Source organism: Pseudoalteromonas sp. SCSIO 43201, assembly GCF_023716725.1.
GTDB classification, from domain to species: domain Bacteria; phylum Pseudomonadota; class Gammaproteobacteria; order Enterobacterales; family Alteromonadaceae; genus Pseudoalteromonas; species Pseudoalteromonas peptidolytica.
Genome location: NZ_CP072684.1, coordinates 494,531 through 517,027, shown reverse-complemented (window position 1 = coordinate 517,027; position 22,497 = coordinate 494,531). Strand labels below are relative to the sequence as shown.

Genomic DNA, 22,497 nt, shown 5'->3' with positions numbered 1-22,497 from the left:
GTTACACCATTTAACCTTTATTTGTGTGCCTTTAGTTTGGCGCTCAGCCATGCAAGCGGTGAGCGAGATTTGGTGATTGGCACCGTATCAGCTGGTCGCACGCAAAGTGGCTTTGAGCAAACATTAGGGATGTTCGTCAATACGCTTTCTTATCGGCAACGTTACTCACCACAAATGCGCTTTGTTGACCTTATCAAGCAATCGGGTCATGAATTTGGTGCCATGATGGCAAACCAAATGTTGCCTTATGATGAGGTAATGAGTGCGCTCTCTCGTGGCGGACAGTCACCGCTATTTAATGTGATGTTCGATCTGCAAAATAGTTTCTCAAGTGATTCTCTTCAGTTAGCTGGACAGCCACTGACATTACTCGATTTGCCAGCGGATCAGCCACAATTTGACATGACTGTGGTGCTTGAGTCGTTACCGCAAGGTACACGTTTGCGCTTTGAATATGACGCTACCTTATACGAACCTGAAACCATCGCCCGATTTGCACACAAGTACTTAACGCTATTGCAGCAAGCGAGTGCTAAGCCAGAACAGGTGATTGCAGAATTTGAGCTACTTGATCAAGGCGACAACAGCATTTGGCACGACTTTGCAACGTTGCCCGCGACTCAACATCGTAATGCACATTACTTGGATGTCTTCGATGAAGTCGTCGCACAATATGGTGATAAAATTGCTGTTGATGATGGCCAGCGTAGCCTGACCTACCGAGAGCTAGACAGCGAAGCCAATCGACTGGCCGCTGTGTTATTACAACAAGGTGCTGTGGCGGATCATCCGGTTGCAGTTCACCTCACTCGTAGTTGCCACGTGATGATTGCGATGTTGGCAATATTTAAAGCTGGTGGATGTTACCTACCGCTGGATACGCGTTTACCAACCGAGCGAATTCGCATGTTGTTAGACGAGCATCATATAAAACAAGTGATCACAGATAGAGCTGGCCCATTTGATGACGTTTGTGTGGTAAACCCAAATGACCGAGCGACGCAAAACGTTGATCTTAGCGCTGTAGTGCGACATCCAGAGCAGCTTGCCTATGTGTTATTCACCTCAGGTACAACGGGCAAACCTAAAGGGGCGATGACCACCCATCAGGGCATGGTAAACCATAATTGGGCGGCGCTAGATACCCTTAAATTTAGCGCTGTCGATACCTTTGCACAGACCGCAGCATTGTCGTTTGATATCAGTGTTTGGCAGTACCTAGGCGCATTGATGAAAGGGGGCTGCGTGGCAATTTTCAGTGATGAAACTGTGCTTGACCCATTGCTGTTTTTACAGGCCCTAACACGTCATCAAGTATCGGTATTACAAACAGTGCCAGTTCAGCTTCAGCAACTGATGGATGAAGTTGCTGCAGGCGCTTATGACAGCTTAGGTGATTTGCGCCATCTTATTCCTACCGGTGAAGCACTGCCGCCAGAAATGGCAAGAAGGTGGTTTAAGCGTTATCCCCATATTCCTATGATGAATGCCTATGGCCCTGCGGAATGTAGTGATGATGTGACGTTGCATGTGATGAAAGAAACACCGGCAGCGTTCTACGCGCAACTTCCTATTGGCAAGCCCGTGTATCAGTCGGCCATCTATTTACTCGATGCCGATCTGCTGCCTGTTCCGCAAGGCGCGGTAGGGGAGATCTGTGTTGCAGGTGAGGTGGTATTAGGTCGAGGCTATTTAAATGCACCATCATTAACCGCCAATGCATTTGTTGCCAATCCATTTGGAGAACCGGGCAGCCGACTCTATAAAACAGGAGATTTAGGACGCTATAACCATCTTGGCGAGCTTGAGTTCCTGGGGCGCCGCGACTTCCAGATTAAGATCCGAGGAATGCGGATTGAGATGGGCGAAATTGAATCTGTGATGGAACAAGCTCCAGAGACAAAACGCTGTGTCGTCAGTGTCGAAAACGGGGTACTCATTGCTTATTTAGAAAGCCGCGCTGAATTGGCTGAATTAAAGCTTCATGCTGCCGCTTGGTTACCGGACTTTATGGTGCCAACCCATTATATCTTGATGGCTCAGATCCCTGTTACTGCCAACGGTAAAGTGGATCGCAAATCTCTCCCCAATTTAGCGGAGGCGGGAATTGACGAGCGTGGTGAAGCGCCGCAACCGGGACTGGAGTCTGAACTTGCGGCGCATATGGCGACCTTACTAAAAATTGATGTCGATCGGATCGGTAGGCTGTCTGACTTCTTCCAATTAGGAGGACACTCACTACTTGCAATGCGCCTGATCTCAACATTACGCCGTGTATTGGAAGTAGGTAATGCGCTTACCGTTAAAGACCTATTTGAACAGCCGAGTCCACAGGCATTGGCACAATATATCACTCAGTTACAGCCCGAGGCGCGTGCGCAGATCAGTCATCATGAACTCATGCCACTGCAGCATTTCCCACTCAGTGCGATACAACAGCAAATGGTGTGGTTTGAGACCTTACAGCCGGGCACGCCACTGTACAATATGCCAACGTTGTGGCGCGTGCATGGACACTTGGATGAGGCACAGCTTAACCTCGCGATGGAGCAGTTGCAGCAGCAACATCCGATGTTAAGAGCAAGGGTGCAACTGGCACAGCAACAACAGTATATCAGCGATGATATTCAAGCACTTGAACTTAAAACATTTGATACCGATGCGGCACTCATGGCTTGGTGTCGCGACCGAGCGGAACAAAGCTTTGACTTTGCTGCGAGTTTATTTGCACCTTACCTGTTGCGTTCAAAGCAAGGTGAGCAAGTGCTGATGCTAATGATGCACCATGTGATCACGGATGCATGGTCCAGTCAGTTACTGCTTGATGACTTACGGGGGCTGTTAAGCGGTGAAGCCGTGCAAAACCCAAGCGTAATCACCTTCAGTGATGTTGTCCACTGGCAAATGAGTGATAGTTATCAGCAGCAGCTTGCCGAGCAGCTCAATTGGTGGCAAGAAACGCTGGGTGATGCGACAACGGTGCTAAGCTTGCCAACCCCACATCGCCGTCCACAACAGCGCTCGTTTGTTGGCTATAGTATTGCATTTACTTTGGATGATGCTACTAGCCTTGGGTTAAGTAAGCTCGCCCAGCAGCAAGATGCATCATTATTTATGGTCTTGTTAGCTGCATATAATGCCTATTTATCGCGTTTAACTGGGCAACAAGATCTGATAGTTGGAGTGCCTGTTTCTGGTCGTGAACATTCAGAACTTGAACGGGTAGTTGGGTTATTTGTTAACACTTTACCTCTGCGTAGTCAGTGTCAGCATCAAGCTTCGTTCACAGACTATCTTGCCCAGGTTAAATCGCAGTGGTTAGGAGTACTTGCACATCAAGATGTGCCATTTGAACATTTAGTAGACGCTCTTGAACAAGAACGGATCGCTGGTGTTAACCCCTTAGTACAGACTTTGTTTACGCTTGACCAACAAGGAGGGGGAGCTGAGCTAGAGACGGTGCAATTTTCCGAGCTTGAAATGAGTCATGACACCGCTAAATTCGATCTCTTGCTCGCGATGGCTGAACGTGAAGGACAGGTGTTTGGTGAATTTGAGTTTGCACTGGATGTCTTCCCTAAAGCGCTAGGCGACCAACTAGTTAATGGCTTTATCCATTTTGTTGGAGAGCTTGTTTTAGCGCAATCGGCATCCATTGCATCACTTTCTTTGGTGTCCGCAGCGCAAGCTGAGCAATTAATGGCGCTGGGACAAGCCGATTTTGAGGCGCAGGCTGAACCTAGTGATCTCGTCTCTGGTTTTGCGCATGTGGTTGCCGAGCACGGCGAGCGTATAGCGGTAAAACAACAAGATAGCGCACTGAGTTACCGACAATTAGACGAGCAGGCTAACCAGCTGGCACACTATCTTATTGAGCAAGGTGTGCAAAAAAATACGCTTGTTGCAATCGCGATGTCTCGCTCGGTAGACTGGATTATCAATGCCTTGGCTATCATAAAAGCTGGCGCAGGTTATGTGCCGTTAGACCCAGCTTGGCCGCAAGAGCGAATAGATTTTGTGGCCGAGCAAGCAGCAATGCAGTTGGTATTTGTTGATAAGCACAGTAAAGCAACGCTCAGTAGTAACCAGTTAACCTCAATTGATAGTAGGGACTTAGCGCTCACTCATTATTCTACCCTTGCGCCGTTTAAGAGTGTCTCATCAGAGACCGTTGCCCATGTTATTTATACCTCAGGCTCTACCGGAAAGCCGAAAGGCGTGATCACTCCTCATCGTGGGATCAGCCGCTTGGTGCTTAACCCAGAGCAAGGTGAGTTAACCCAAAATAATGTGGTTAGCTTTATGAATAACCCTGCTTTTGATGGCGCAAGCTTCGAAATTTGGTCTGCGCTCCTAAGTGGCGCATGCTTAGCCGTGATCTCCCATTCGCAAGTATTGTCGCCCGCTGACTTTGGGCAGGCTTTAGCGAATTATGGCGTTGACTATGGCTTTATGACGGTGGCCTTGTTTAATCAATATGTGCAAACCGACCCGACAATATTACATCACTATCGGGTACTTTGGACTGGCGGTGAAGTGATCCCAATCCGCTATTGCCGTGACTTACTAGCTAGTGGCTATCAGGGGCAATTGTGTAGTGCCTATGGACCGACAGAGAATACGATTTTCTCAACCACATTTGCGCTGACACCAAGTGTTCTTGCTGGTCAAGATGTGCCACTTGGCCGTGCCTGTGCTTGGAGTTATCACTTAGTAATGGATGACCACGGTAGCCTGTTACCATTGGGCGTACCTGGTGAGCTGTACCTCGGTGGGGCAGGTGTCGCCCATGGCTACTTAAACCGTCCAGACTTAACTGAGCAGGCGTTTGTTTTCACCCCATACAGTGAAGAAAAACTCTATCGTTCTGGAGATAGAGTGAGTCAAGATAGCGATGGTGTACTGCACTTTATTGGTCGTACTGATAATCAGGTGAAAATTCGTGGACACCGCATCGAACCTGAAGAACTGCAAGTTCGGGTGAACCAACATGACGCCGTAGAGCTTAGCTATGTTCAAGTTCGTCAAGACGAAGAGCAGGTTTATTTAGCCGCTTATGTGCAGCTAAAACCAGGTCATGCGTTAACTCGCCAATCTCTTCAGCAGTGGCTCTCAGATAAAGTGGCGCACTATTTGTTGCCGTCGACGATTACCTTTGTTGAGCGCTTTAAGTTGAATGCAAACGGCAAGATAGACAGCAAAGTATTGCCAACGCCAAGTGCAGAAGATTGGGGACAATTGGCAAGTAGCGGTGTCTTGGAAGGTCAAGCTGCACAGCTTGCTGATATCTGGCAAGAGCTTTTAGGTAAACAGCCCTCGTTACAAGATAGTTTCTTTACCTTAGGTGGTAACTCGTTACTTGCTATGCAGCTTGTAAACCGAGTAAAAGATGAATTTGATATCGAACTGCCCATTGCTGAAGTGTTCCTAAAACAGCGGTTAGGGGATCAGCTAGCGCTGCTACAACAAGCTCAAAACGATGGCGCGGCAGGGCAACAAGAACGCATCCAAGCCGCTGCTATTGACGCGATACACCCCTTATCGTTTGCTCAAGAAAGACTGTGGTTCTTACACGATATGGAACCAGAAAGCTTAGCGTACCACCTCCCTCTTGCTTACCGAATGCGCGGTAAGGTAAGGCTAGACGCATTAAGTAAAGCCATTGAATTGGTTGCTAATCGTCATGTAGTGCTAAAAAGCCGTGTTGTTTTAGACAATGAGCAAGCCTACCAGCAAGCCGACCCCAGCGCCAAAGTGCCTTTTAATCTGCACTACTGCGCTGAGGATGAGCTTGAAGCTATGATGGCTAAGGTATCCGCGACGCCATTTGATTTACGCCAAGGACCAGTATTTCGTGCTGATGTCTTTATGCTAGATAGCGAGGATGTAGCACTACTTATCAATGTACATCACGCCATGGCGGATGGCTGGTCCTTGGCCATTATTGCTGATGAATTACGACAGGCCTATCGTGCTTATTGTGACCAGCAAACACCAGAGTTGCCGGTACTAAGCTGTCAGTACGGTGATTTTGCTCAGTGGCAAAGATCACATTTTGATGATCATGCGTTTACCGCACAGCTGGATTACTGGCGTGATACATTGGCCGATGCTCCCGATCTGCAGTTATATACCGACAGACCTCGCACGCAGACCCGCAGTGAAGCTGGAGCGACGTATAGCTGCCTATTGCCGCAATCGCTGGTGACAACATTGAATAGCTATGAACGCCAAGGTTATTCCGGCTTTATGGTGATGATGGCGACCTTTGCCACTGTGTTGAGACGTTACTCCGGCCAAGATGACATTGTTATTGGTACTCCAGTGGCGGGCCGAGCGACGACGCAACTTGAGCAATTAGTGGGTTTCTTCGTCAATATGCTGCCACTGCGGTTGCAATTCGATGCGCAGCAGAGCTTCGAGCAGCTGCTGGTTCTTGTACAACGTCAATTGGCAGCGGCGATGGCGAATCAACAAGTTCCATTTGAGCGCATTGTGCAAGAGGTCGTAAAGGTTAGAGATACTAGCCGCACGCCTGTATTCCAAGCGGTACTGTCCTATCAAGATTTGGCCTATGACGGCTTGGAGCTTAATGGTCTTGAGGTAAGCGCCATCGACCCACAATTGGACGTAGCTAAGTACGACTTGCTGCTCAATGTTACGCCTCAATCTGAGGGGACATGGCTGACAATGGAATATAGCAGTGCCTTATTCGATGAAAGCACAATTGCTGACATGATGTCTAACTTTACCGCGATACTAGCGCGTATGTTGGCGCAGCCAACGGCACAGCTTGATAGCTTACCACTACTTAGTGATGAGGTGGCGAGTAAGGTGTGTGAGCTATACCAGCGACCGCGTCAGGACTTTATGTGCGATGAAACGACCCATGCCCGATTCGAACGGATCGCTGCGCAATATCCGCAACACATTGCGATTGTGTGTGAAGGACAATCAATCCGCTATCAAATGCTCAATCAACACGCTAACCGTATTGCTTGGCAGTTAATTGAACGAGGCGTTACGGCGGGGAGTTTAGTGGGTGTCTGTGTAGATCGCTCAATTAATATGCTGATTGCAATCTTAGGTGTGATGAAGGCCGGTGGTGCTTATGTGCCGCTAGACCCAACACATCCGCAGCAGCGTATTGATTATATTGTTAATGACGCTGACCTTACGTTGGTGATTGGCGATACTCAGTACAGCGGGCAATTTAGCACGGTCGAGTATCTCGATACGGCAATGACCATGATGTCTAGCCACAACAGCGATAACCCGCCGGTGCGTTGTCAACCTGAGGATTTAACCTATGTAATTTATACCTCAGGCTCTACCGGGACGCCTAAGGGCGTGTTACTAGAGCACCGCAATGTGGTGCGTCTGTTTGATGCGACCGCTACACGGATCCCAATTACTGAAAACGATGTGTGGAGTCTGTTCTCATCATGCACTTTTGATTTCTCGGTATGGGAGATCTGGGGGGCATTATTACATGGTGGTAAATTGGTGGTGGTGCCTTATGAAACAACACGCAACAGCGAAGCGTTCCATCAACTGTTGTGTGAGCAAGGCGTCACTCAGTTAAGTCAAACTCCATCGGCATTTTTACAAGTGGTTCGAGAAAACCTACAAAGTAGTCAGCAACTGCCAGTGCGCCGCGTGGTACTTGGGGGTGAGGAAATCGATTTTACGGCGCTTCGGGGCTGGTTTGAGCGTTATCAAGATGAAATTGAAATTATCAATATGTACGGGATCACCGAGATCACAGTACATGCAACCCACCGCCGTATTCAAGCTAATGATGTACTTGAGCAGACAGCCACTGCCAGCTTAATTGGTGATGGTATAGCCGATCTTGATATTTTGATTTTTGATGAACATCAACACTTAGTGCCTGTGGGCGTAGCAGGAGAGATCTATGTTGCAGGTGCTGGTCTGGCTCGTGGGTATCTCAACTTACCAGAGCAAACCGCAGATCGCTTTATTACAGTCAATGGAGATCGCCTCTACCGTTCGGGTGATTTGGCACGGGTAACGGTTGATGGCGATTTAGAATATCTCGGCCGTTGCGATAACCAAGTAAAAATTCGTGGTTTTAGAATTGAGCTTGGTGAAATCGAGGCCTTGCTAAGTGACATGTCAGGCGTCGATGAAGCGTTGGTCATGGCGCACAAAGAGCCTCAGGGAGGTACTGCTTTGGTGGCGTATATCATGGACAGTCAAGGTCGTGCGAGTGAACAGCAACTTCGAGCCGCGTTACAACAGCGTCTTCCTGAATATATGGTGCCTGCTTATTTTGTGATGATGGAAGCTTTCCCTCTGACTGCCAACGGCAAGGTCGACCGCCGTGCATTGCCTGAACCTAAGGCTGCATTGCAAGCTCGAGAGGGCGAATTGCCACAAACCAATTCTGAGCAGTTTGTCGCCCAAGTATTTGCTGAATTACTCGACTTAGAAGTGGTTTACCGAGACGACAACTTCTTTGAAATTGGTGGACACTCACTGTTAGCAACTCGTGTCATATCGCGCTTACAAAAGCAGTTCAATTACAAAATTGCCATGCGTGACTTTTTCCAAATGGCAACCGTTCGCGAACTGGCTGCTTTGGTTGGTCCTGACGAACCGCTTACGCAAGAAAAAACCGAGTTGGCAGAGTTACCTCAGGTGGAGCGTAAAGCCGCGACTTTGATGCAGCAAAGCTTTTGGATTGCACAGAGCTTGCTAGGTGATAAGAGTGCTTACAACATGCCGCTGGCGTTATTGATTGATGGAACCTATGACCTTGGTCGTATCGAGCACGCGGTTACTGCGCTTTGGCAGGGTCACAAAGCCTTACGTGTGTATCTAAAACAAGACACCCAAGGTCTTTGGCAGCATGCTCGTGAAGCGACCGCGCCTGCGCCCTTTGAAGTCATCAATTTAGGGCCAAATGAATCATTAATCGAACATGCGCAACAACTTGGTGCAGAACCCTTTAGCTTTGATGGAGATACGTTATTTAAAGTGGTATTGCTGACCAAAGGTGCGCAGGCGTGCTTACAATTTGTAGTCTCGCATTTAATCGCCGATGGTTGGTCACTGACCATTTTAGCTGAAGAGTTTATGGCTTTATACCAAGCCAAAAACACAACCATGATCAGTGGCTCAGACTACTGGCAGTATCAGGCATTGCCGCAAACGCAGCTTGAAGAAGGCTTAGACTGGTGGCGAGGTCATTTGGCTGCTGCACCGCAAAGTCACCAATTGCCGCTACAAATGGAGCGAGAGTTGAGCCGTCAACAAGGCGCAAGACGAGAGGTGGTATTAACTCAGGATGTCACTGACGATTTGACCCAACTGGCACAATCTCAAGGCATGTCTAGCTTTATGTTACTGCTGGCAGCTTGGCAGTTGGTACAGCATAAATTCACCGGAGAAACGGACTTAGTGACAGGTTTCCCTGTGTCGGGACGAGATGACGTGGCGTTTGAGCGCACGGTTGGTTTGTTTGTGAATACGTTACCACTGCGCGGTCAGTTGGATCCTCAGCAGACGCTCCAGCAATTCTTGTCACAGGTGCGTGACAGTGCATTTGATGCGCTAGATCATCAAACCATACCACTGAGCCAAATTGTTGAAGCTGTTGCACCCAACCGCTTAGCTGGGATGAATCCACTGTTTCAGATCACTTTCTCGTTGCACAACTTGCCTTCGGATTCGGTCACATTAGACGGGTTAACTATCACTCCAGTTGAAAGTGAACCTGAGAGTGTAAAACTCGACTTATGCTGGTTTGTTCAGCATAGCGACGACGGCATGGTGATCCAACTTGAGTATGATGTTGATTTGTTTGAAGCCGGACTGATTGATAGCTTAATTGGTAGCTATGAATATGCATTAACGCAACTGTCGAGTTGGTTAGCAATGCCTATCAATGAGCTAAGTGTAGTTTCTCCTAAGCAACAGCAAAAACTTAGTCATTGGAGTCAAGTTGATGGTCAGTGGCCGCAAACCGCTACCTTACACGGAGAGTTTGAACGCCGCGCAGAAGCTTATCCCGATGCCGTTGCTGTTGAGGTGTTAAATGGCACTTCGCTGACATATCGCATGCTCGACGAAAAGGCCAATGGCTTAGCACGTGTTCTATTAGCTAGAGGCGTGCAAGTAGGTTCGAGGGTGGCGCTGTGCCTGCCGCGTAATGAACTCAGTGTGATTGCTGCCCTTGCTGTGTTGAAAGCGGGTGCCGCTTACATTGGGTTAGACCCTGAGTTACCAGCCGAACGTAGAGATTATATTTTATCAGACAGTGATGCTGACTTGTTGCTGTGTACCCAAGAAACTGCTCAGTCAGTGCAAGGGGAATGCTTATTTTTGGATGATTTTGAGCATATTATCGCGTCTATAGAGCGGACAAATCCTCAAATCAAGGTTCGTTGCGATCAACTGGCTTATGTGATCTATACCTCGGGTACTACTGGGCGTCCTAAAGGCACATTGTTACAGCATAGTGCAGTCATGGGCTTTGCCCGTAATTCAGATAATTTACTGGATATTCAAGTGGGTACTCGGGTGTTGCAATTTGCTTCCATCGCCTTCGACTCTGCCGTATTAGAGTTTTGGGCGGCGTTAATGAATGGTGCAACTTTACTGTTAGCAGACAAAATGGCTGTTATGCCGGGCATTGCTTTGGCCCAAACCCTTGAAACCATGCAGGTAAATTTTGCCATCCTATTCCCATCGGTATTAGCCAATACTCCTGTTCATGCGTATCCAGCACTGCACACCATTTTAACGGCAGGTGAAGCGCCTTCCTATGCGCTGTTGCAATCTTGGAGTGCACCAACGCGCCGTATTATTAATGCCTACGGCCCGAGTGAAACGGGGGTAGGTGTGTCATTGGGGGATTTTGATATTAGTCGCAATCGCAAACCGCACATGGGGATCCCACGCCCAGGCAGTAAGTTGTTTGTATTGGATGACCAATTACAACCAGTGCCACCTGGGGCTGTTGGTACGCTATACATCGGCGGTCCATGTGTGGGGTTAGGTTATTGGCGCAAGCCAGATGTGACAGACGCGCGGTTTACCACGCATCCAAGCCATGGCCGTTTGTATAACTCTGGCGACCTCGTGCGCTATGACGGCGACGGTAACTTGGTGTTTATTGGCCGCGCCGATAATCAGATAAAGCTGCGTGGTCACCGTGTTGAGCTTGAAGAAGTTGAGGCGGTACTGTGCAACTTAGCCGAAGTAAGCCAAGCCGCGGTGGTGCCGCAGTACGAAGGCGAAACCGTCACAGCGCTCGCTGCATATATTGTAACCACAGCTCCAGCCGCACAAGTCAAAGCGCAATTGCAATCACTAGTACCGAGTTACATGGTGCCTCAGTTGTGGTGTGAACTCGCAGCTTTACCCACCGACGTCAACGGTAAGATCAAGCGCTCAGCCTTACCCGCTGCTGAGGTGGTGAGTTCTGGCCCAAGGCAACAAGCGAGTGGTCAGGTACAACAAACCTTAATGACACTCTGGCAGGAAATTTTGGGTCATAGCGACTTTGGAGTAACCGACAATTTCTTTGATGTTGGAGGCCAATCGATTCTCGCCACGCGATTACAAGCGGCGATAAATCAAGCATTCGAAAAAGAAGTTGAATTATTGGCTTTATTCAAACACACCACAATTTCGGCACAAGCCAGCTGGTTAAGTGATGAGACAGTTGCAGCTAAGCCCAAGCTAGGTAGTCAAGCTGGTAATAAACGACGCCAAGCGCGTCAACGTCAACGTAGAGGGAAAGAAACATGCTAAGCGAACCAACAACAATAACTGAGCTGGCAGAAGAATTGGAAGACAGCATTGCCATCATAGGTATGGCTGGACGTTTTCCTAAAGCTGAAAATATCGACGCCTTTTGGCAAACCTTATGTGCAGGTCAAAGTGGCATGACAGTGCATCAACTGAGTGCAGAAGAGCAAGCGCAATTGCCAAAGGATTGGGTGCCAGTAACACTGAATTTAGAGGGCGCCGCTGACTTTGATGCTAATTTATATAATTTGTCGGCTCGTGAAGCGGCCATGATTGACCCGCAACAACGTTGCTTTTTGGAAGTGTGCCAAACCGCTATGGAACACGCCGGATATGCACCGAGCCAAGTCGACGGCAAGGTTGGCGTATTTGCGGGAGTCAGTCCAAGCCAATACTTTATTGAAAATGTGATCCATCATGTCGACAGTCACAACGCCATGAGCTTGTTTTCTGGTAGCTTGCCAGACCAACTAGCAACTCGCGTAGCGTGGCATTTAAACCTCCGGGGGCCAGCAATGACGCTGGCAACGGCCTGCTCAACTTCGCTTACCGCTTTGTCTGTGGCGGTGCAACACCTTGAAAGCTTCCATTGTGATATGGCGCTGGTGGGCGGCAGTTCGCTTCAGTTAGGAGATGAAAAGGGCTACCAATACATAGAAGGCGCTATCTTTTCGCAAGATGGAATTTGCCGACCATTTGATGAAAAAGCGTCAGGTACTTTGACCGGCAGTGGCGTTGCTGCGGTGGTGCTCAAACGCACCAAAGAGGCCCTTGAAGATGGCGACAACATTATCGCGGTGATCCGTTCCACAGCGCTAAATAATGATGGCAATGAGAAGGTCGGTTATACCGCGCCCAGCGAAAATGCACAGGCAGAATTGGTAATTGAAGCCATGACTGCCGCTGATTTATCCGTTGAGCAAGTTAAATTTGTAGAAGCACATGGAACAGCCACCAAGTTGGGGGATCCAATTGAACTCAATGCTTTGAGTCGCGCCTATGAAGAGCTTGGTGCGACGGCGCAGCAAACCTATGTGGGGTCGCTAAAAACGAATTATGGCCACTTGGATGCGGCTGCGGGGATCGCGGGAGTCATCAAAGCGGCACTGGTATTGGATAAAGGCGTTATTCCACCGATGCCACATTTTGAACAGCCCAATCCTGCCTTTGCAATGCAGGCCAGTCCACTGAGAGTAAACCAGCAAGCGGTTGCGTTAAATCAGCAAGAAACGCTATTGGCGGGAGTTAGCTCGTTTGGTATTGGTGGCACCAATGCTCACGTGGTGCTGCAGAATATGCCTGCTAAAACGCAAGCAACAGCGCAGCTTAATCCGTGGAGTTTTGTACCATTGAGCGCAAAATCAACGAAATCGTTGAGCGATTATAACCAAGCCATTTTGGCGGAAGCTGAGCGCCGAGGCAATCTGTCTCGAGATTGCGTAAAAACCATGGTACATGGTCGCGAGCGTTATCCGCTGAGGCGTGCAGTGTTATTGCATCAAGGCGAAGTATACGGACAGGTTGGTGAGCATCAAGCGCAACATCAAGCCAAAGTGGCGTTTATCTTCCCAGGGCAAGGAACCCAATTTGTACAAATGGGGATGGCGTTATATCGCAGTGAGCCTGAATATCGTCGTCACTTAGACCAAGTCGCAGCCTATGCGTTAAATCGCGGTGTAGACATTATTCAGCTATTACACAGTGATGACGCTCAGCTGGCCATCACCAAAAACACTCAGCCAGTATTGTTTGCTGTGGAATACAGTTTAGCTAAGCTGCTGGCTTATTATGGTATTCAAGCAGATGCTTATCTTGGGCATAGCTTAGGAGAGTGGGTCGCGGCCTGTCTTAGTGGGTTATTTTCGCTAGAAGATGCCCTTGGTGCCGTTATTGAACGGGCGAGATTAATGGATAGCATGCCCACAGGAGCCATGCTAAGTATCTCGAAAAGTTGGCAAAGTATTGCGGATTTGATGCCAGACGGTGTTGAATTAGCCGTTGAAAACAGTCACGACACATGTGTTATTGCGGGCAGTTTTGAGGCAATTCAGGAAGCCGAGTTAATCCTATCTGAAGAAGGGCTGTCACCAAAACGCCTAAAGACTTCTCATGCTTATCACAGTCAACAAATGGCTCCCATGTTAAGCGAATTTGAGCGTTATTTGACGAAACTTAAGTTTACTCAACCTAGTACGCCTTGGATTTCAAATAGAAGCGGCGAGTGGGTCGATTTTGTAAAAGCTGCAACGCCCCAGTATTGGAGTGAGCATGTAAGGCATACAGTGAAGTTCGCTGATGGTTTAGCCTTGCTAAAATCACAGCAGTATATTTGCGTAGAAGTAGGTCCTGGGCAGCTGTTCACACAGTTATTGAAGCGACAAGATTATCATTATGGCGTGGCAACCATTGGCAATGCAAAACAACTTGGTCATGAACAGCAGTCGTTGCTGCGAGCGATAGCTCAACTATGGACGTGCGGGGTTGAACCTAATTGGGACGCCATGTTGGGAGAAGGCGCTTATCAACGTCAAGTAATGCCAACCTATCCGTTTGAGCGTAAAACCTATTGGTGGGGAGAAAAACGCTTAAGCCATACGGAAGTTGCTGCTTCTGTCACGCCAAAGTCTGAACCTCAAGCTCATGGACTCAGCCCTGAAGCACAGATCCTAAGTGTCTTTTCATCCTACTTTGACCGTGATGACCTTACCGTGGAGGACGACTACTTTAGTCTGGGGGGTGACTCTCTACTGTTAGTGAGTGTGTTGAAAGACATCAACAGTAAACTCGGTACCAGCTTAACACTCGATCAGTTCTTGCAAGCTCCTACGGCCAGTCAATTGAGTCAATTTGTTACCTCGCAATCTGAGCAAAAGAATGGAACTGAACTCGCGCTCACTCTGAGTGAAACACTGCAACCTAATAATACCGATGTTCAGGTTGACGCTGCTTTGATCACTGGGTGTACTGGGTTTTGGGGGATCCACCTGCTGCAGCAATTGCTAGATTCGAGTGATAGTACTTTATATTGCTTAGTCCGAGCTGAAGACGAAAGTGCCGCAAGGCAAAGGTTGTATCAAACTGCTCGGCAGTATGGATTGCCGCTACAGATCGCCAGCTCGCGGATCAAGGTCATCATCGGTGATATCTGTGAGCCTTTATTTGGTCTGCCGTCAGAGGCGTTTGAGGCATTAGGCCAACAAGTGAGCAAAATATACCATCTGGCAGCTTCAGTTAACCATTTCTATGGTGTTGAGTCATTGCGTGCTGCAAATATTGATAGCGTAACAACTTGCTTGCAATTGGCCGCACAAGGGCCGAAAAAGCGGCTTATTTTCGCCTCTTCCATTTCAGTCTACTCTAACACGGCTTATGTGGGCGAAACGCAAGTTACCGAGCAACCTGAACTGTTAACTGGCAAATTTAGTTCTGGATATGGGCACAGCAAGTGGGCGGCAGAGCAGCTGATCTGGCAGGCCAAAGCACGTGGATTTGATACGCTTGTCTTGCGAGCAGGTAACATTACCGGTCCTCAAGAAAGCGGACAATGCAATGAAAAAGATGCGATTTGGGCACTGGTAAAAGGTTGTATTCAAGTGTCGGCTTATCCTCGTTCAGCGGCAGGATTATATGTTGATATGTTACCGGTTGACCAAGCTTGCGCTATCACTCATACATTGGCCGAACATGCACCTGCAGGCTCGGTATATCATTTAGTACCACATAATTTATTGACCTTCCACGACCTAGCCGAGCAAGCCAGATCATTAGGTTATCCACTGCAAATTCTCGATGACACACTTTGGGCGAAACGGGTAACTCAGATGCTGACAGAAGCGCAGCAGCGTCCGCTATATCGTATGTTGCAGGCGCAAGAGGGGGAAGCAGAGGTCAATAAGCAGCTTCGTTTTAATAACGACTTGCTCTGTGAAACGTTACAAAAGGAGCATCACAGTCTACCAGAAATTAGCGCAGGTACGGTAAACCGTTACATCCAAAGACTGATGGAACGTGGATTTTTACCCTGTGTAACTGAACTTAACAATCAAGAAAAAAGTGCAGCAGTACTGACTGAGGAAGAATAATGGGCGAGCAAAAAAGCACCACAAAAAAGCAAGGATTAGGTAGAGACTTTTGGATTTACCGATTGGGACAAAGCCTCTCATTAGTTGGTGATGCCGTGGGCATGCTGGCGTTAGGTTGGTGGATCCTAGAAAAAACCGGATCGGCTGCTGTGATGGGTACAATGTTGGCCATTCCTATGGCGATAGGGGTTGTCCTAACCCCACTATTTGGTCCCATCGGAGACCGTTACAGTCGTAAGCATGTGATTGCCTTGAGTGACATCATTCGCGCGATAGTGTTTGTCGCTTTGGCGGCCTGTGTGATGTTTGACCACTTTGATAAAGCACTGTTAGTTGCCTTGTTCACTGTGAACACCACCGCTGGGGCGCTCTTTAGCAGCTCGTCTCGCAGTATTGTTGCTCAGCTAGTCGATAAAGCGTTACTCAAAGAGGCCATCAATAAAACAGAGGGTATCAACGCGATGGCGGGGATCGTTGGTGGCCTGCTCGGTGGTGCATTAGTATCTGTGTTTGGTGTGATGGTGGCATTTTGGGTCAATACGGCGACTTTCTTGGTGGCGATGATTTGCTCACTGCTGATCCGCGCTAACACAAAAGCCAGCGAGAGTAGTGGTGTGATGGGAGTGAAAACTTGGTGGAATGCAGTATTAGAGGGATTCAGAGTGGTTTTTCAAGTACGCATACTGCTTGGTTTGTCATTGATTGTCATGTTTATCAATTTCACTGTTGCGCCATTGGAAGTACTGGTTCCTTACCTTGTGAAAGAAGTGGAGCAATTGCCAGCTTGGTACGTAGGTTTGCTTGAATCAGGACTGGCAGTCGGCAGTATTTTAGGTGTGGTGTTGTTCGGTTTTATTGCCCAAAAAGTGTCGTTAGACCGCATCATGCTTTTTGCATTTCTACTCCTTGGTGTGTGTATCGGCTCCATGGCATTTAACATTCACATTTACCAAGTACTTGTTTCATTGACGCTAATTGGTTTGGCAACCGTATGGGCAAATGTGGTTCTGTCTTCGCAAGTGATGGCTTCCGTGCCAGATATTTTGCGTTCAAGAATTGGTGCAACACTTGGATTTATGGGTAAAGGGATTGAGCCTGTCAGCATGTCTGCGGTCGGGATAAGTGTAGATAAAGTGGGCTTTTCAACTACATTATTGATGTTAGGAGCTGTTGCATTAGTGGTTGCACCTTGCCTGTATTTATTGCCGCATTTTAAAACCTTTATGCGCCTAGAAGCCGAACAGGCGGGTGACTTTTTAAAAACCAGCTATCCCGCATTGGATAAAGCCGTTAAAGCAGGAGGTATCTAATGTTATCAGTACGTCGTCAAACTCAGCTTAATCACCTCATTGCTGATCAGTTTGTAAGCCATGAAGGAATACAGTACCAAGAGCTTGGAAACGGGGACATTCACGTTGCGTATGAAGTGACATCGCCACAACAGCCCGCAATGGTGGTTAAGTTTAGAAAGCGCTTTCCATATGGCGAAGTAGAGAACCATTCAGCGTCGCTGATTGCCGGAGAATATAAAGGCACGCAATTGTTTTACCAAGCGCTTGCAGGTAGTGAGTTGGCAGTCCCTCAGCAATATCAAAGTGGCCAGTTAGATGGTCAATTTTGGGTCATAGAGTCAAAATTAGAACAGGCAGTGGCCTTTGCCGATTTTACTTCTGAGCAAGCTCATCAGGCAGGTTGCACGTTGGCGCGATCTTTACTCAGTGCTTATAAAAAGCCAGCGCCTTGTGACGGTATGGGCAAGTTACTTTTGACCACTGAAGGCGGTTTAAAGGGCCAAAATGAAACCGCACAACAGCTTCAGTACCAATTTGAAAAACAACGCTTTATCAATCTTATTAAAGAAATAAGCATAGAAACAGAAGCGACGGCATTAATTGACGCGCTAACGCTGAGTTATGAGCTGCAAGCGTTACATGAATGGCCACTTACATTGGTAAATGAAGATATTCATCCAGAAAACTTGGTATTGCAGCACAATGGACAACTTGCGGTAATGGACCCGCAAGTATCTATCGATTCAGGACTGCGATTTTTAGCGCACTTTTGGCTTAACTGTGTATACTTTTGGCCGCTCCTTCTAGGCGGCAACATGACACAGCACGATGAGCGAGCTTGGGTCACGAACTTAGCGCCATTAGGGGAAGGGTTTTTGCAAACCTGCATCACCCAACATGTACCAAAAACTGCGTTTTATGCTGAGGCGTTCTTACGTCAGTTATATCTTTTATGGCGTCACCAAGAGTATGTCTGTGGTCGTTCGGAGCAAGGTTCCGACACCGTACTTGGTTCAGTTCACGAGGCTAGCGCTCGGATCCCTGCGTTACTTAATCAATTACAATCGCTGTCAGTATTACTGCTGGAGGCGCACCATGAATAAGCTGAAAACGGTTGCCTTGTCAGGTGCAATTTTGGTTTTTGGTGTGGTCGCTTTTGTTGGACTAAGCGCCCAAGATGAGCCGGATGTCATTGAACCACAGCAACAGCTGCCCGTCGTAAGTGCCATCACAGTGCAAGAAGTGGAAGCACCGATCACCCTAACGACTCGAGGTCGAGTTGAACCTTTGTATCATACTCAGCTGGCGGCGGAGGTGAGTGGTCGGATCGAAGAAGTGGCTGCCGAATTTAACGACGGCGACTTGGTCAGTAATCAAGGCCCGTTACTCCGTATTGAACAGCACAGTTATCATGCCGCACTGTTAAAAGCAAAAGCTGAACTTAGCCGCACTCAAGCTGAGTACACTTTGATCGAAGCGCAAGCCAAGGTCGCAGAGCAAGAGTGGCAAGGTGTCACAGATCAAACACCTTCCGATCTTGCGCTTTATAAGCCACAACTAGCCAGGGAGCTGGCAAACATTGAAGCTGCTAAGGCGGACTTGCTGATTGCCCAAAGAGACTTAAACAAAACGGTGATTAGAGCACCATTTAATGCCGTTGTAGCCACGCGCTCGGTGGGACTGGGTCAATACGTCGAACAAGGAGAGGTGTTAGGGCAGTTAATGAGCACAGATATCGCACAGATCCGACTACCACTAAGTGTTGCTCAGCTAAAGCGCGCACCATCACTCATTGGAAAGCGAGTTGAACTTACTTCATCACTGAGTAAAAAACGCTATGGCGAAATTGTACGTATTGAAAACACTACGGGTGAACATGCGGTAAATCACGTGGTTGTCCGTGTTATGGATCCGTTAGCCTTACATTCAGACCTAGATGCGCTGCGATTTGGTGATTATGTAATAGCAAAGGTAGAGCTTGAGCAGAGTGTCCGTCACACAGCGATCCCAGCTAAATTTTTACGTCAAGGCAGCGCTTGGGTTGTAGATGGCGAGGGCCGCTTACACCACAGGCAATTAACCGTTAAAAGCTTTTATGAAGATCAGGCATTAATTTCGGCTGGGTTGGAAGCGGGTGATCGCTTGATAGTGACTCCACTGCAAAACCCAGTTGCTGGGATGCAAGTTGAAGTCAGACACATCTCATCAGGTGAACAGTGGGTACAGACGGCTACACCGAACAAGGAGATGCAGTGATGCTTCGCAACGTGATTGCTTGGTTTATTAAAAACCCTATCGCCGTCAATTTACTGATGTTGTTTTTATTGATTGGCGGTGTGTTATCGTTTTTGTCTATTAATAAGCAGTTATTGCCACTTGAGCCCAATCAGCAAATTGAGATCATCGTTGAGTATCCAGGAGCATCGGCTGCTGAAGTAAAAATTGGGGTGACCGAAAAAATAGAGAATGCACTGCAAGGGTTACCTGAGGTGCGCCGTATGGTGGGGCTCAGCAACAAGGAGTTGGCCCGAGTTCGTTTGACCTTGAGTGACGATAGTGATGCGCAACAATTGTTAGCCCGTGTGAAGCGTGAAATTGACGCGTTATCAACACTCCCCGTCGGCATTGAACGTCCTGTGATTGAATATATATCGCCACGCCATACTGTAATGTTTCTAGCCTTGTACGGCAGTGCAGATCAAAAAAATCTAAAAATGGCGGCAGCCAAGCTACAACGGGAACTCTTACTGTTACCTGAGGTGCAATATGTTGATCATGACAGTGGTCGCGATTTTGAGGTCAGTATTGAAGTAGACCCTGATGCACTGAGGCGTTATGGCCTAACCATGACGCAATTGAGCGAACGGATCAATGCTTACTCAATAAACCAAACGGGTGGTTTTATCCGAAATGAGCAAGGTGAAATCACTGTGCGAATGGAGAATCAGGCATACCGCTCAGGTGAATTTGCGACGATCCCAGTACTTACTTTATCCAACGGTGCCACGGTACCGCTTGGGGAAGTTGCCACTGTAAACGACACCTTGGCGGATGGGGCTTTCTTTTCAAGCTTTGATGGTAAACCGGCTCGTATTTTCCAAATCAGTGCCGCCCCAGAGCAAGATATCGCGGTCGTATCAGAGGCGGTTGAACGCTATCTAGCTACGCATTCAGCGTCATTAGAAGCTGGCTTAACGGCGACCGCTTGGCTCGACTTTAATTACTATGTTGAAGGGCGCTTGGACATGATGATGGAAAACCTGTTTGCAGGTGCTTTGTTAGTTTTTGTGGTTCTGAGTTTATTTTTACGTCCTCGTATTGCCATGTGGGTAATGGCTGGGATCCCCATTAGCTATCTTGGCACTATGATGCTGCTGCCCATGGAAAGTGTATCGGTAACGCTTAATTTAATGAGCATGTTTGGCTTTATTTTGGTGCTGGGTATCGTAGTAGACGACGCCATCGTGGTGTCAGAAAGTGTCTATCATGAGTGTGAGCGTACAGGCTATCAACAAGCCAGCGTAATAAAAGGAGTTGAAAAAGTGTCAGTCGCGACGGTATTTGGCGTACTCACCACAGTTACTGCATTTTTACCGCTGCTGTTTGTAGAAGGGGAATCAAGAGAGTTATTTCGCAGTATTGGGTTTGTTGTGGTGTTCGCGATGTTGTTTTCAATCATCGAATCTAAATTGATCTTACCGGCTCACCTTGCTGCGATAGGCCCAAAGAAGCGGGTGACTCCTGTGCTAGATAAACTACGTGACACCATTGCGCTTGGTATGCAGTCGTTTATTCGTGGCGTATATGAACCTGTGCTGCGAACTTTGCTACCAAAACGTTGGCCAGTAGTCAGTGCATTTTTTGCGTTATTTATGGTTGCAATGGGTATGCTCTCAGGTGGTCATGTAAAGTGGATTGGAGATGCCCGTGTTCCTCATGATTTCCCTTCAATTCAACTTCGGATGGAAAGTACAGCCTCTGAAGCCATGACGGTAGAGGCGATACGAGCTTTTGAACAAAGCGTGTTAGATGTTGATAAATCGCTGGCTTCACAATATGGCCAAGGTATGGTTGCCCACACTGCGGTGATCCTTGATGGTCCGCAAAATGCGGAGTTATACGTTAAGTTGGTAGATGATGAGGCGAGAAAATTAGACACTTTTGAATTGGCAAAGCTTTGGAGGCAAGCGCTTCCTAATATGCCAGGGTTAAAAGAATATCGGATCCAAGAAACACTAGATGGCGACCCTGAATCGCGAGATATTCAGATCAATGTAGTGGGGGAAGTCCCTTTACAAGTTGATGCTGCCGCTAAGCAACTAGAGCAAAAGCTAAACGTCTTGTCTGCGGTTTATGATGTGACAAACAGTCAAAGTAATATGGAGGTAGAGGTTCGGTTAGCATTAAATGAAATGGGACAGAATCTAGGTCTCACACCAGAGATGTTGATGTCTCAGGTTACCACAGCAATTTATGGTATTGAGGTACAGCGAGTACTAAGAGATAGCTTTGAAGTTAAGGTGATGCTCAAGTATCCGCAAGACTATCGTGCTCAACTACACCTGCTCGATAACATATATATTCACCTAGATGATGGGACTGAATTGTTGTTTACGGACGTAGCCACCTATCAGTTGATCCAAGCGCCCACAGAAATTCGCTCCGATAATGGTAGACAAAATGTTGTCTTAATGGCGTCAGTGGACCCGCTGCTTGCGGACCCTGATGATATCTCAGAGCTGTTAGAGCAGAGTATTCTCGCTGAGCTATCAGCTGAGTTTCCAGGGCTGACATTTAACCTAAACGGTGAGCTCAAAGAGCAACAAGGCAGAATGTCTCGTCAAGCGGTGCTATTCCTATTATCGCTTTTTGGTATTTACGCATTATTGGCCATTCCACTGCGCTCCTACAAAAAGCCTCTACTGATTTTGAGTGTCCTGCCATTTTGTTTCGTTGGTGCCGTATTTGGGCATTGGGTTATGGGACTAGGTATGAGCGTAATGTCGCTATTTGGTGTAATTGCAGCACTTGGTGTCGCGGTCAATGATGCCTTGATTTTATTGGTGGCCCATTCAAAACCGGGCAGTCGCATTGTACAAGTGGCTAGTCAGCGTTTTATGGCAATTACCTTAACGTCGTTGACGACATTTATCGGTCTATTGCCGCTAATGTTTGAGACAGATTTACAAGCACACATGGTGATCCCAATGGCGGTGTCTTTAGCATTTGGGGTGATAGCCAGTTCTTTTGCAACATTATTTATGTTGCCTGTACTACTAAAAAGCGCGGCAGTAAAACACAATAAATCGACTATCGCTGCTGCAAATTTTGACTTGGGTTAA

The 22,497-nt window shown here is 47.7% G+C and carries 6 protein-coding genes (1 of these 6 running past the window's edge); all 6 read left to right on the top strand.

The window, feature by feature from the left end; genetic code table 11:
* Tightly spaced (each overlapping or abutting the next), the 6 genes in view from J8Z24_RS18960 to J8Z24_RS18935 form a layout consistent with a single transcriptional unit that may run on beyond the window.
* Positions 1-11,784, top strand: partial view of a non-ribosomal peptide synthetase gene (locus J8Z24_RS18960; protein WP_252096007.1) — the 3' portion only. Its footprint begins 9,378 nt before the window's first position; the window shows 11,784 of its 21,162 coding nt (coding positions 9,379-21,162); its start codon lies off the left edge, out of view; it ends in the stop codon at positions 11,782-11,784.
* On the top strand, positions 11,778-15,863 hold the full coding sequence (locus J8Z24_RS18955) for a type I polyketide synthase (protein WP_252096006.1): 4,086 nt from the start codon (positions 11,778-11,780) through the stop codon (positions 15,861-15,863). Before J8Z24_RS18960 ends, J8Z24_RS18955 begins: the two co-directional genes overlap by 7 nt.
* Positions 15,863-17,173 (top strand): MFS transporter, encoded by a 1,311-nt coding sequence (locus J8Z24_RS18950; RefSeq protein ID WP_252096005.1) that lies wholly within the window; start codon positions 15,863-15,865, stop codon positions 17,171-17,173. Before J8Z24_RS18955 ends, J8Z24_RS18950 begins: the two co-directional genes overlap by 1 nt.
* Positions 17,173-18,258, top strand: coding sequence for a hypothetical protein (locus J8Z24_RS18945; protein WP_252096004.1), 1,086 nt, complete (start codon positions 17,173-17,175; stop codon positions 18,256-18,258). The genes J8Z24_RS18950 and J8Z24_RS18945 overlap by 1 nt, the downstream gene beginning before the upstream one ends.
* A complete protein-coding gene (locus J8Z24_RS18940; protein ID WP_252096003.1) occupies positions 18,251-19,411 on the top strand; it encodes an efflux RND transporter periplasmic adaptor subunit in 1,161 nt (386 codons plus the stop codon). The genes J8Z24_RS18945 and J8Z24_RS18940 overlap by 8 nt, the downstream gene beginning before the upstream one ends.
* On the top strand, positions 19,372-22,497 hold the full coding sequence (locus tag J8Z24_RS18935) for an efflux RND transporter permease subunit (protein WP_252096002.1): 3,126 nt from the start codon (positions 19,372-19,374) through the stop codon (positions 22,495-22,497). Before J8Z24_RS18940 ends, J8Z24_RS18935 begins: the two co-directional genes overlap by 40 nt.

Excerpts from the sequence above, each read along its gene's own strand:
- J8Z24_RS18955 (WP_252096006.1), top strand. The coding sequence starts at position 11,778 with ATGCTAAGCGAACCAACAACAATAACTGAGCTGGCAGAAGAATTGGAA.
- J8Z24_RS18950 (WP_252096005.1), top strand. The coding sequence starts at position 15,863 with ATGGGCGAGCAAAAAAGCACCACAAAAAAGCAAGGATTAGGTAGAGAC.
- J8Z24_RS18945 (WP_252096004.1), top strand. The coding sequence starts at position 17,173 with ATGTTATCAGTACGTCGTCAAACTCAGCTTAATCACCTCATTGCTGAT.
- J8Z24_RS18940 (WP_252096003.1), top strand. The coding sequence starts at position 18,251 with ATGAATAAGCTGAAAACGGTTGCCTTGTCAGGTGCAATTTTGGTTTTT.